The organism is Pseudomonas sp. MF6767 (assembly GCF_016405475.1).
Lineage (GTDB): Bacteria > Pseudomonadota > Gammaproteobacteria > Pseudomonadales > Pseudomonadaceae > Aquipseudomonas > Aquipseudomonas paracarnis.
This window is the reverse complement of record NZ_JAEKCY010000002.1, coordinates 598,608-610,711: the sequence shown is the minus strand read 5'-3', so window position 1 is coordinate 610,711 and position 12,104 is coordinate 598,608. Positions and strand designations below refer to the sequence as shown.

The window sequence follows — 12,104 nt, the reverse complement described above, 5'->3', positions numbered from 1 at the left end:
CCATTTCAATGTGTAAGTGTCAGTCGATCAACCAGCTGCTATCACCGTTTTCCAGTTTTCCATCGTGGTCGGTGGTGTCGCCAACCCGGGCCACGGCTTTTCCTTCGACGGTCATAGAGCGTGAGCCGCTGGTGATCACGGCGCCGCATCCGAGGGTGTCGCCGACACGGGCGACGGCTTTGCCATTGACGGTCATGTTGCGGGCACCGCTGTCGACGGTGGTGGGGCCACATAAAGGGCAATCATGGTCGTGTCCGACCAGTACGACGGCAGGCATAGAGCCTCCTTATAGGTTTCAAGTCAGTGAAGGCTCCGCCGCTGCGCGAGCCGCAGCGGCGGAGCCGGGTACGCGCTTAGCCCGCTGCTGCCGGCTTGCGCCAGTCGTCCGAGGCTTCGGTACCGGCTACCACATGACTCCAACTGACTTTGCGGTAGGACAGGCTGGTTTTGATCAACTGGGTGTAGTTCTGGTTGTCGCTGTCCTGGGCGTGGGGCAGCACGGTATGGATATCAACGACGGTGGCCTCTTCCAGCTTGGTGGTGAAAAAGTGCTCCTGCTTGCCATCGAGGTTGGTGCGGAACCACTTGACCTCGACGGTCGGCAGCATTTCGCCGGTGGCCAGGGCTTGATAGAGCAGTGGCGAGGCTTTGTTAAGCGAGCTGGTGAAGGTCAGCGGTTTATGCACGCGCTGTCCGGTGGGTTGGCCGCTTTGCGGGTCGGTTGGGGCACCGATTTGATGGTCGATTTCCTGGGCGAGGATTTCGTCTTCGTGACCTTCCACAAAGACGTTGCCCACCGATTCAGCGGTGAACGCGCCTTTGGTGATATGCCCTTGATTTTTGCCGTGGATGCTGATGTACGCGGGTGTTGGCATGACAAGCTCCTTGTCGCGATGATTGAGCGACCACGCGGTCGCGGTTTATGGCCGGCGGCCATGGCTTTGCAGGCGCTCGACATGAGCGCGCTGAAATTCGATTACAGGTGCAGCACCCGCTCCAGCGACACCAGCACCTGCTGGGTGATGGTGTTCAGGCGGATCGAATAGATCGTGTAGGCGACGGTCAGCACGACGGCGGCCATGGCCCACGGCGTCCACAATGGCCAGGCGCGTTTGATTCGGTAGTTGCGCGGCGCGACGTTGGTCAGCGGGTCGGTAAGGCGCTTGGGTGTTTCGCCGCGAAGAGGGCGTAGTAATCCGTGCAACTGGTCGATGATTTTCTGGATCTCTTCATCGCCCTTGGCGTGGGCGCCGTATTTGCCTTTGAGGCCGGAAATCAGGCACTGGTACATGAACTCCAGCACATGCTGGTACCTGGCTGCTTCGGGGATCATGTTGTTCATGATGGTGAAGAACTTTTCGCCGCCTCGGGTCTCGCCGTGGAACTGGCTGAGCAGCGAGCGGGCGCTCCAGGTGGAGAGCCTGCCCCAGGTGGTGCGCATGACCACCTCGTCCACCAACAGGCACAGGCTGTAGGAGTATGCCTTGAGCATGCCTGCGTCGTAGTCGAGCTGGCGGACTTCTTCCATGATCGCGGTGATCTGGTTGCTGACGCTTTGGTACAACGCAGGCACGTCATGGTGGTGGTCCAGACGGCGCAGGCGGATGACCAGACCAATCAGCGGCGTGGCGGCATCGCAAAGTGGGTTCCAGGCTACGCCGCGTATGTCGAACTCTGGATCCGCCAAGTAGGTGCGGTTGCTGACAGTGATCGATTTGCCGCTAACGTCGATGGCGCCGGAGACTTCCTCGTGACGCCATGAATCTAATGTTTCCTTATTCATCTCTCTCACTCCTGATCGCCCAGAACTGCAATTCCAGCTCCGGGAATTCACCGGCAATATGGAAACCGAACCCGCTTCCACTGCTCAGGCTTTGCCAGGCGGGGTGATGGCGGTCGAGTTCGAAGTAGCTGAAACCTGCATGGAATGGCAGGTGCCGCGGCGCCACTGGCAGCGGCCGCAGTGGAATGCCCGGCAGTTGCAGGCTGACCAGTTGCTCAAGGCCTTCGGTGGAGCTGATCTTGATCTGTCGAGGCAGTTGCTGACGCAGGGTCTCCGCCGGCAGTTCGGCGCGCACGGCAAGGATGAATTCGGCGTTGTCCAGCAGACGCTTGTCGTTCAATGCGGCGTTGCGCACACCGTACTTCTGATCGACGATCGGCAACGACACCGCGCGCGGTTGCAGCACTGTGCCCAAGGCGCGGCGCAGGGTGTGCTCCAGGACCTGGAAGGATTCGCGCAGGTTGTCGTGCTGGTAGGCCGGGTATTCCTGGGGCAGGTGGCCCTCATCGGTGAAGGTCACCAGCTCGCCGCAGGCTTGCGCCAATGCGATGTACAGCCGCTCCGGGTGAACCTGGCGTTGGCGGGCCAGGTGCTGGAACAGCGGGAACAAGCGGTTGAGGGTTTGCAGCAGGTTGAAGTCGGTGACATCGGCCACCCCCGACTGCCCCGGTGAGCCGATACGCTGGGCCAGGTTCTTGGCGCGCTCGCGCATCAACCCGGCGATTTCGCCCAGGTAGCGATGCAGTGCTGGCACGGCTTGCAAGGATAGGCTGGTGGGGTAGAAATGTTCGTCCATCACCAGGCTGCCGTCGGGGCGCTTGTCTTTGATTCTGCCCAGGGCGATGCCGGTGAAGGCGCTGCGGTCGCTGCGTTCGAGCATCAGTTGCAGGTTGGGCACGGCCAGGTCCATGCCGACCTGATCGCCGTCATCGCTGTGTGTATCGCGGATTTCCTCGCGGCGGGCGATGTAGCGGCTGTTGCCATACTGGTCGGGCCAGCGCACTTCGAGGGCGCCGTTGGACCGCAGTGGCAGCGCCAGGTAAACGATCTGGTTGACCGCGCTGCTGTCGGCGATTTCCAGCGGGGAGGGTGGCGCCAGATCGTGGGGAATATCGAAGACACTGCCGTCGGGCATGATCCCGCGTGCCAGGGTAATGGCGACTTTCCCGAAGCTCAGGTATTCGGTGTTCAGCGTCAGTTCGCTGAAGCCGTAGAGGGCGTCGTTGAGGCTGTGCAGGCGCTGATGCACGGCGGCTTCGGCGGCGCGGGCCTGTTGCTGGAAGTGCTGGGGTTTGACGAACAAACCTTCATGCCAGATGACGGGGTTGCGTGAACTCATCAGTAATTACTCGGTGCAAAGGCGGCTGAAAGGGGCGTCATCGGGTTTCTCCCTTGAGGCTGACCTGGGTGGCGTCCAGCTGCACCAGCACTGCGTACTGGCGGCCTTTGGGCTCGACGCGCAGGCGCTGTTTCCACTGGCCGACATCGCTGCTGTGGTAGTTGGCGATCACCGCGATAAAGCGGGTGTCTTCATCCAGGGCGCGCAGGTCGATGAATTTGAATTGGCCGGGCTGGAGCAGGTAGTCGTCGGCCCGAATATAGGTGCTGCCCAAGGTCTTTTTCAGGTCCTCGGCCAGGGCTTCGGGGCTGGCGTTGACCAGCAGCGAGTCATCGGTGAGTTGCAGCACCTTGAAGGCGATCGGCGTGGCGACATGCTCCAGCGCCGGGCTGCCCCATGGGGTGGTCAGGCTCACGCCCTGGGCGTCGTAAGCGCCGAGCAGCGCATCTTCGATGGGCGACATTTGCTCCGCAGGCGTGGGCTCAACGGTCAGTAACGATTGCGCTGGCACGGCTTCGTAAAGATGGTTGAGCAGGGTTTGCACTTTGTCCGTCAGCGCCTGCGGGCTGGCGGCCTGAACGTTAAGCGTGTAAGGCGAGCGGTTTTCGTCCTCTACCGGTGCGGTGCCGGTGCTGATCAGGCGCGGGTTGACGTTGTCGCTGGCGTGCAGGCTGAGAGAGTAGCGGCTGGGCTGATCGTCGGGGCCGCCGACCGGGATAGAAGGGGTCCAGATCACCTGGCCGATCTTGCCGAGCATGGTGCAGCCGCCAAGGGCCAGGCAGGCCAACAACAAGGTGCATAGGCGCAGGTTGCTGAACAGGCTGAAGCTGCGCTTGTGTGCGCGCGCGCTAATATCCGCCAGCGGTTTGGGCGGCGGCGCTTTATGCATCGCCCGCAGCGGATCGCCTTGCTCGCTTAAATCAACGGGTTGGCAAAGGCGTTCGAATTCCGGGCAAACCACAGGTGCAACTTCGGCCGGCGGAAGGTTCGTTACGTCCTCCAGGTGCCACTCCAGCAGGCCATCCGGGCGACCACTGAACAGCGCTTCGAGCGAGCGTTGTCCTGGCGCATACTCGCCAAACTGCACGGTCACTCGATAGGCGCCCACTTGCAAGAAGTCGCCATCGTTGAGTGCTACCGCACTGTCGCAACCCACCGGCAGATCATGGCCATTGACGTAGGTGCAGCCACTGCGGTCGATCACACAAAAGCGCCCCTCGACCACGCGGATATCGCAGTGGTTAGGCCGCACACTGTTCTGACGATCCACCAGACGCCAATCCGCTGCGGCACTTCCAATGCTGCCGCCCTGCGGACCAAAGCGGTGACTGGGTAGATAGCCGTGCAGCAACTGCGCGGGATTACTGATAACCAGGGTCAGCTTCATGCGCGCCCCCGAATCCGCACTACGGCGCGATGGCGTTGTTGCTGGTGCTCGATAAAGCTGGTCCAGCCCAGGTGAGTGCCACTGGCGCGTTGCAGGTTGAACGGCGGTACATCTTCTTCGCGCAGCCCCAGTTCCAGGTCGTAGGCGGTGGCATCGCGCAGCAGAAAATCCATCAACTGGCGCAAGCGCCCGAACTGATCGCCGCTGGGCAAAAACTGCCGAAAGCGTGCCTGGGTCAGGTTGGGAATCACCAGGGTGAACTTGCTGGCGCGGGTATTGCTGCGATCACCCACCACAAAGTTGCTGCCCAAGGTGCCGTTGGCTTTGCCCAGCGCCAGGCGCTGGCGTTGTGCAAAACTCACCGAGCGGGCCTCGAACTCACGGATATGCACGCCGTGCAGGTCGAAACAATGTTCGACGATACCGGACACCACCGACGGCGAGCGGCTGCGGTTGGCGATCAAGCCGGCAAAGCTCAGCAATCGGCCCCATGGCAGCGGGGTGGCGCCGCGCAGGTCATTGTCATTCAGGCCGACCATCGAGAAGACGTAACGCGAAAAACGATCAGTGGCCTCGGCCTGGAAGCGAACGTAGTAGCGGTACTTGCGCCAGCTGATGTGCAGCAGCGTCAGCAAACGATGATTGAAAAAGTCCATGAACGCGGGTCGAATGCCGCGCTCCTGAGCCTGCTCGTAGGCCAGGCGATCAAGGTAGTAACCGGGCAGTGGCGAATCCGTACCGTGCAGGCCAAAGAAGCTGGTCTGCAAGCGATAGCGCACCTCTTCGTGATCTTCCTCAATGCGTGCGGCCTCCACGACGTCGGATGCCGGAAACCCCAGCCCCGCATGGCTTTGCAGACGTACGCGACGGCGCACCGCATCACTCGGGGGCCGTGCTTCCAGGTCATCGCCATGCAAGGCGTGCAGGTGCTCCAGCAGACGGTGAAACGAATAGTTTCGCGCGTCGGCCAGCAGCAGGTCAGCTAGATCACAGGTTGTCTGCCGGTCAACAGTGGCCATTCGTAGCGCTCGTTGTTAGTGGTATTGATCACTTCCAGGCGATGGAAGGAGTTGATGCTCGCGTACAGGGCGAAGAAGTGCGAAAGCACACTGGCGAACAGGTACAGCTCGCCCTCGCAGAGAAAAGCCTTCTGGTCCAGTTTTAAGCGCGTCTGCACGCCGCGTACCGGCAGGCCTTTCATCAGCCAGTCGATGGGCGTGGTTACCGCATCCTGGATGCCGTTGAGGCGTTTGCGCGTGGCGCGGGCCTGTTGCAGATCGTGCAGTGCGGCAAAGTCATAGGCACGGATGACCGCCTTGAGCGGCTCGGCCGACAGCAATGACAGGTAGTTGAGCGACAGGTTGGAAATCAGCGTCCAGTGCAGGCTGCTGTCCAACACCGGTCGGTAGCTGCGCGTTGGCGCAATCAGATTGGTATATGTGGCAAACGAGGGGGTGGCCTCGGTAGACCGCGACACATCCCCGACACCGAGCCTCTGCGGCAGGTCGCGGTTGGTACAGGTCAATTCGATCGAAGCTGCTTCGTTTTCGCCGATATACAAGCTTTCATCGCCGCGCACAAAGGCGATGCGATGACGCAAGCCTTCACGCCCGCGGGACTCCTCGATATGCGTGCGGAAATACAGCGCCGTGCGGCCCCGGGCATGTTCGATCTCATGCTGGAACGATTCGAACGGAGTGAAGCGCCGCAATGGATCGCCTTTACGCTCCTTGTCAGCGGCGTCCCAACCGGCCACGTGGTCGACACTGAAAATTTCATACGCATCCTGGCGGTTGCCAGTGGTGCTGATACGGCGTTCCTGGCTGCGCCCATCCAGCATGATGGGCTCGGCATCGTGGCGAAATAGATTGACTGCCGGCGCGCAGAACAGGTGCAGGTCGCTGGTGCGCAGGTGTGTATTGACCGGCATCGGCCGCGAGAACTGAAATTCGAAGCGAATCTGCCCGGTGGTGACGGCCGGCCAGACCTTGGCAAGTCGGGTCAGGCTGAAAAAGTGGAAGCGCTGCGGGAACACAAAATATTCCTGCAGGATGCGGTAGCCATCGAACACATTGCGCGGGTAGGGCAGCAGTGCCTCGTTTGGGGTGAAACCGGGAAAGCCCAGATCGTCGGGGTTCAGGCGATAAGGCGTGTTGTTGATGTACAACGTGATGCTTTTAAGGTAATGGGCCAGCCATAGGTACAGGGTCAGCGCGGTGGCATTGTCGCCGCCCAAGTGAAAGTCCAGCTGGTCGCACTCAAGATTGTCGAGCGGTTGTTGGGTCAATACGTTGAGGTCAATACGCAGTGTCGAGGCTTCGCGGCTGTGGGCATCGCTGACGGCGTGTAACGCCAAGGGGTACAGATTGACGTCGGTGCAGGTGCGAAACTCGCAGGAAATGCCGTCCACTGGGTTGGCAAACAGCCGCGTCCCTTTGGGAATCACCTTGCGCTGACTGATTGCATTCGGCAGCGGTGTAAAACGGATGATGGTCGCACTGGGCAGGGGCCGCAGGTAATTGGGCCAGAGCATCTGCAACAGCGGATGGGTCAGCTCCGGCAAGTCGTCGTCGATCTTCAGCCCCAGCTTGGCGGTGAGGAAGGCAAAGCCCTCCAGCAGCCGCTCCACATCCGGGTCACCGGCCTGATCGCCAAGAAACTGCGCCAGTTGCGGGTTGTCCTCGGCAAATTCGCGGCCGAGTTCGCGCAGGTAGCGCAACTCCTCGGCAAAGCGTTGTTTCAAGTCCATCGCATCCTCATCTCACGCGGGTGTAGCCGTCGCGGCCGTGCATGGCCACTTCGATCTGCACCTGTTCTTCCTTGTGGTTGACCTGCACCTGGCAATCCAGCCGAAAGTTCAGCTCCAGCGGCAGGTCCGGGTCGGGCTGATAGCGCACGCCAGTGACCTTGATGCGCGGTTCAAACGTTTCCACCGAACGCCGGATATCAGCGCTGATGGCCAACACCAGATCACTGCTGGCCTGGGTGACGCCGTTGAAGTCGCGCAGGCCCAGTTCAGGGCTGCTTTGTGAGCAGCCCTGGCGTGAGTTGAGCACCTGCTCCAAGTGACGTTTGATCGCCTCGACACGCTGGTGTGCCTGCTCATCCGCGCAGCCTTGGCGGTAGCGCGGTGCATCGGGTTCCAGGCGTTCGAACAGGCTGGCGCCGCGCATTTATTGGGTGTCCAGCCGACCGACCAGGGAGATTTCGAAGTTGGCGCCCATGTACTTGAAGTGCGGCCGTATCGCCAACGACACCTGGTACCAGCCCGGGTTGCCCTCGACGTCCTGCACTTGGATTTTTGCGGCGCGCAAGGGGCGACGGCTGCGTACATCGGTCGACGGATTTTCCTGATCGGCGATGTACTGCTTGAGCCAGGTGTTCAGCTCGCTTTCCAGGTCCTGGCGTTCCTTCCAACTACCGATCTGCTCGCGTTGCAGCACCTTGATGTAGTGGGCCAGACGATTGACGATGAACAGGTACGGCAATTGGGTGCCGAGCTTGTAATTGGTCTGGGCTTCCTGGCCTTCGCGGGTCTTGGGGAAGTTCTTGGGTTTCTGCACCGAGTTGGCCGAAAAGAACGCTGCGTTGTCGCTGTCTTTGCGCATGGTCAGCGGGATAAAACCGGCTTCGGCCAGCTCGAATTCCTTGCGATCGGAAATCAGCACTTCAGTAGGGATCTTGGCCTGCAACTGGCCGAAGGATTCGTACAGGTGCACCGGCAGGTCATCCACCGCACCACCGGACTGCGGGCCGATGATGTTCGGGCACCAGCGGTAGCGGGCAAAGCTGTCAGTGATGCGTGAGGCCATCAGGAACGCGGTGTTGCCCCACAGGTAGTTATCGTGGTTGCCGTCGACGGTTTCGTTGTAGCCGAAGCTGCGGGCCGAATTGTCTTCAGTGCTATAGGGCGTGCGCAGCAAGAAACGCGGCAAGGTCAGGGCCAAATGGCGAGCATCCTCGGACTCGCGCAAGCCGCGCCATTTGGTGTGGCGGGGGCCGTCGAAAATATCGTTGATCTCCTTGAGGTCGGGCAGGCCCTGGAAGCCTTCGAGGTTGAACAGTTCCGGCCCGGCCGCCGACACAAACGGCGCATGGGACATGGCACCGATGGAGGCTACATAGCTGAGCAACTTGATGTCCGGCGAACTGGGACCAAAGGTGTAGTTGCCGACAATGGCACCCACCGGCTCGCCGCCGAACTGGCCGTAGCCGGCGGTGTAGACGTGCTTGTACAAGCCGCTGCGAGTGATATCGCCGGCGTTGTCGAAGTCATCCAGCAACTCCTCCTTGGTGACATGCAGCATTTCCAGCTTGATGTTTTCGCGAAAGTCCGTGCGGTCCACCAGCAGTTTCAGCCCACGCCAGGCCGATTCCAGTTGCTGGAGCTGCGGCTGATGCAGGATCACGTCCATTTGCTTGCTCAACGCGCGGTCGATCTCGGCAATCATCTGGTCGACCCGGTGCTTGTTGACCGGCTGCTCGTGATCACCGCTTTGCAGAATCTCGCTGATGAACGCAGCCACGCCTTGGCGGGCGACGGCATAGCCTTCGTGAGACGGGCGAATGGTGGTGTTGGCCAGCAGTTGATCGAGCAAGGACGGCTGTTCATCGGCGACCAGCACTTGGGCGGCGGCACTTTCCCTAGGCATGAGGGCTACTCCATATGGAAGTAAAAGAAATCAGTTATTTGGCGCGTCAAGCACCAGGTTCAGTTCACTGGCTAGGCGTTGCCGGGCGGTTTCATCGGTCAGCAGATTCTGCAAGTGCTTGCGAAAGGCGGGTACGTTGCCCATTGGTCCCTTGAGTGCGACCAGTGCTTCGCGTAACTCCAGCAACTTGTTCAGTTCGGGGACTTGGCGAGCAATGGCGTCAGGGCCGAAGTCATTGATGGTTTTGAATTGAAGTTGCACATTCAAGTCGGTGTCGTGATCGTTGTTCAGTACCGACGGGACGGCCATGTCCAAGGCAACTTTTGCTTTGGTAAGGACTTCATTGAAGGTGTCTTTATCTATCCGAATGGAGGGTCTATCTTCAAGAGCGCTTAGTTCGCCGTGGCCTTTGAAATCGCCTGTGACCAGTAACTTCAGCGGTAGCTCGACTTCGGCTTGTTGGTCGCCTGTGGCCGGCACGTACTTGATATTGATGCGTTCTTTAGGCGCGACAGAACTTTGAGACTTCGACATGGGAAAAATCCTTTTTTGAAGGTGGCGCTATTTAAAGGCCATGTTTCGTAAAAAGTCATGTCGGACGAAGTCGATTCGTTTCGTGGTCTCGAGATGTAAGAAAAATCCTCGTTTAATGTTTATTTTGTTGCGTGGAAAATTCGTACGATAGTTGGTTTGAATGTCCGAAGGGTGTGTCTGGTATTTGAGTTTTTTTGCAGAAAATTGATGTCTGTAACTTGTCTCTTGGTTATTTATATTAAGTTCATGCCAAGTTGCTGCGTTCGAAGGTGAGCGCTCGCCTTGGTTCAATAGTAAAAGTTGAATTTATTAAATCTGGGGAGGCGTTGATGCGCAAAGGATGGCAACGTTGGTGCTGGGTAGGGGGGCTATGTGCGGTGCTGGCTGCCCCGCACATACATGCGCTGCCGATGGCGCAAGATTGCCCTGCGATCGTCTCGCCCTTGAAGCGCCTGGAGTGCTTTGATCTGGCGGCCGGCACGCCCATTCATCAGCCACCTGCGCCGTCACGTGCCCTGGGCCAAGTGTTGCCGATTGTCGATCTGGTCCAACGTAATGAGGCCAAGCGCCCGCCCGAAGACCAGCGCTTTCTGTTGTCGTCATTCCCGGCGCCGGACAACGACCAGCCACCACGGCTGGTGATCTCGGCGCCGGCCTTGGGAGCACTGCCGCCAAGGCCCTATTTGGCCATCAGCTGCGAGTCGAAAATCTCGCGCCTGCAATTGGTGCTGGATGAACCGGCCAAGCCCAACAAAATACGCATTCAACTGTTCAAGGATGAGCGCCCCGTCTCCGCAGCCTATCAATGGCAAGTGCTGGACGACGCCGGCCTGGTGGTCGATGCCGGGCGCGGGCTGCAGGCGATTTCCCTGTTGCGCAATATGGGCGGTGGCCAGCGCCTGCGGCTGGAGAGCGACTATCCCAGGCTGCACGGTCTGGTATTTGATGCCGAGGGGCTGGGCGAGCTGATCGAACAGGAGCGCCAGGCATGTCGTTGGTGATCGACGTTCCGGTCGACATCGTCGAGCGGCTGCTGGCCCCCATCGACCCCGGGCAACCTGCCGGGGATTTCGATGTAGAGGACGAAACCTACCAGGCCATCGACCAGGAGATGGTCAAGCTGGGCGGCTTGCGCGAGAGCGATATCGACTGGCCCTACATCGATGAAGCCTCCCGCGACTACCTGGCGACCCAGTGCAAGCACTGGCGCATTGTCGGCCATCTGCAAGTGGTCTGGTTACGTACCCGCCAGTGGGTGCGCTGGGCCGATGCCCTCGGGCTGATTGCGGGTATGGTCAAACAGTATTGGGACAACGCCTACCCCAAACCCGGCCCCACCGGTTACTTGAACAAGCGCAAGCAGGTGCAGCGGCTGCTGGAGGACCTGGGCCAGGTGCTGCCGGCCCTGGAGCGCAGCAGTTTTGAACCGGCTTACCAAGCAGCGGCGCAACGGGCGCTGGCCAGCCTGCAACAGTGCGTCGACAGCGCCAAGCTCGACCCCGCAGCGTTGGATGCCTTGCAACGGCAGTTGGATAAATACAGCGAGCCGGCCGCGGTGAACGCGCCTGCCCGTACGCCCACCGCCAGCGGCGCTCTGGACGCAGCCTTTTTCAGCCCGCCTAAACCGCAAGCGCCCAGTAACGAACGTGAACAACGCCGTGCGGTGTTGAACATGGCCGAGCAGATCAACCAGCAAGACCCTTACGACCCTACCGGCTACCAGTTGCGCCGCTTCGGTCTGTGGTCGCATCTGCGCACCGCGCCTTCAATCGTCCGAGACCGCCGCACCGAACTGACCGCCGTGCCCAAAGACATCGTCGACGGTTATCAGGACGCGCTTAACCACAACGCCATTGAGCCGAACCTGTTACTGCGCATCGAAAAAAGCGTCTGCGCCTCGCCGTATTGGCTGCGCGGCAGTTACCTCGCCGCCCATGTCGCCTCGCGTCTGGCGATGGAAGAGGTGGCCGGCGCCATTCGCCAAACCTGCGAACGTTTTGTCTGCCGTTTACCGGCCTTGCTGGAGTTGTGCTTCAGCGACGGTACGCCGTTCGTGGATGCGCAGACCCAGGCTTGGATCACCGGCGCGGACCAGGCACAAACGGCGGGCAGCCCCGTGCAGGAATACGCTGGCCTGCGCGACGAGCTGGCCGCTCAACTCAACACTGAAGGCGTCGAGCGGGTGCTGCTGCGCCTGCAGGAACTGCACGCCGCCCATAACGCCCCGCGCCAGCGCAGCTACGCCACGGTGATTGCCGCCGACCTGCTGGCATCCCGTGGCCTGTCGTGGCTGGCGGACGACCTGTACGCCAACGTTGCACGGTTGATGCGCGAGACCACGGCGCAGGGGTGGGAGCCGGAGTTGTATCAGAAGGTGGCAACCATTATCAGTGAACGTAAGGACTAGTC

General features: G+C 60.4%; 12 protein-coding genes. 2 read left to right on the top strand and 10 right to left on the bottom strand.

The genetic code is table 11. The annotated features are described in order from the left end of the window. Positions 1–19 precede the first annotated feature (19 nt). The 10 genes from JFT58_RS05855 to tssB form a co-directional block, all read right to left on the bottom strand. Positions 20–277, bottom strand: a complete 258-nt coding sequence (locus tag JFT58_RS05855) for a PAAR domain-containing protein (protein ID WP_047710546.1) — start codon at positions 275–277, stop codon at positions 20–22. Between the two features lie 76 nt (positions 278–353). Further along, on the bottom strand, positions 354–875 hold the full coding sequence (locus tag JFT58_RS05850; RefSeq protein ID WP_054895736.1) for an Hcp family type VI secretion system effector: 522 nt from the start codon (positions 873–875) through the stop codon (positions 354–356). 101 nt (positions 876–976) lie between these two features. Then, complete coding sequence (gene icmH, locus JFT58_RS05845) at positions 977–1,783, bottom strand: type IVB secretion system protein IcmH/DotU (RefSeq protein ID WP_054895735.1); 807 nt, start codon at positions 1,781–1,783, stop codon at positions 977–979. Further along, positions 1,776–3,122, bottom strand: a complete 1,347-nt coding sequence (tssK, locus tag JFT58_RS05840) for a type VI secretion system baseplate subunit TssK (RefSeq protein ID WP_054895734.1) — start codon at positions 3,120–3,122, stop codon at positions 1,776–1,778. The genes icmH and tssK overlap by 8 nt, the downstream gene beginning before the upstream one ends. Before the next feature lie 37 nt (positions 3,123–3,159). Continuing rightward, a complete protein-coding gene (tssJ, locus tag JFT58_RS05835; RefSeq protein WP_054895733.1) occupies positions 3,160–4,509 on the bottom strand; it encodes a type VI secretion system lipoprotein TssJ in 1,350 nt (449 codons plus the stop codon). After that, positions 4,506–5,528, bottom strand: a complete 1,023-nt coding sequence (tssG, locus tag JFT58_RS05830; RefSeq protein WP_054895732.1) for a type VI secretion system baseplate subunit TssG — start codon at positions 5,526–5,528, stop codon at positions 4,506–4,508. The genes tssJ and tssG overlap by 4 nt, the downstream gene beginning before the upstream one ends. Further along, the gene (tssF, locus tag JFT58_RS05825) at positions 5,492–7,258 is read right to left on the bottom strand and encodes a type VI secretion system baseplate subunit TssF (RefSeq protein ID WP_198834317.1); all 1,767 of its coding nucleotides are present in this window, start codon (positions 7,256–7,258) and stop codon (positions 5,492–5,494) included. Before tssF ends, tssG begins: the two co-directional genes overlap by 37 nt. A gap of 7 nt (positions 7,259–7,265) precedes the next feature. Next, positions 7,266–7,682, bottom strand: coding sequence for a type VI secretion system baseplate subunit TssE (gene tssE / locus JFT58_RS05820; RefSeq protein ID WP_054895730.1), 417 nt, complete (start codon positions 7,680–7,682; stop codon positions 7,266–7,268). Then, positions 7,683–9,161, bottom strand: a complete 1,479-nt coding sequence (tssC, locus tag JFT58_RS05815) for a type VI secretion system contractile sheath large subunit (protein WP_054895729.1) — start codon at positions 9,159–9,161, stop codon at positions 7,683–7,685. A gap of 30 nt (positions 9,162–9,191) precedes the next feature. After that, positions 9,192–9,695: a type VI secretion system contractile sheath small subunit gene (gene tssB / locus JFT58_RS05810; protein WP_054895728.1), complete on the bottom strand. Its 504-nt coding sequence runs from the start codon at positions 9,693–9,695 to the stop codon at positions 9,192–9,194. Between the two features lie 329 nt (positions 9,696–10,024). Between tssB and vasI the strand changes: the two genes are divergently transcribed. After that, the gene (vasI, locus tag JFT58_RS05805) at positions 10,025–10,696 is read left to right on the top strand and encodes a type VI secretion system-associated protein VasI (protein ID WP_229999933.1); all 672 of its coding nucleotides are present in this window, start codon (positions 10,025–10,027) and stop codon (positions 10,694–10,696) included. Then, positions 10,684–12,102 carry a type VI secretion system protein TssA gene (tssA, locus tag JFT58_RS05800; protein ID WP_054895727.1) on the top strand — a complete coding sequence of 473 codons (1,419 nt, stop codon included), beginning with the start codon at positions 10,684–10,686 and terminating at the stop codon, positions 12,100–12,102. Before vasI ends, tssA begins: the two co-directional genes overlap by 13 nt. Positions 12,103–12,104 lie beyond the last annotated feature (2 nt).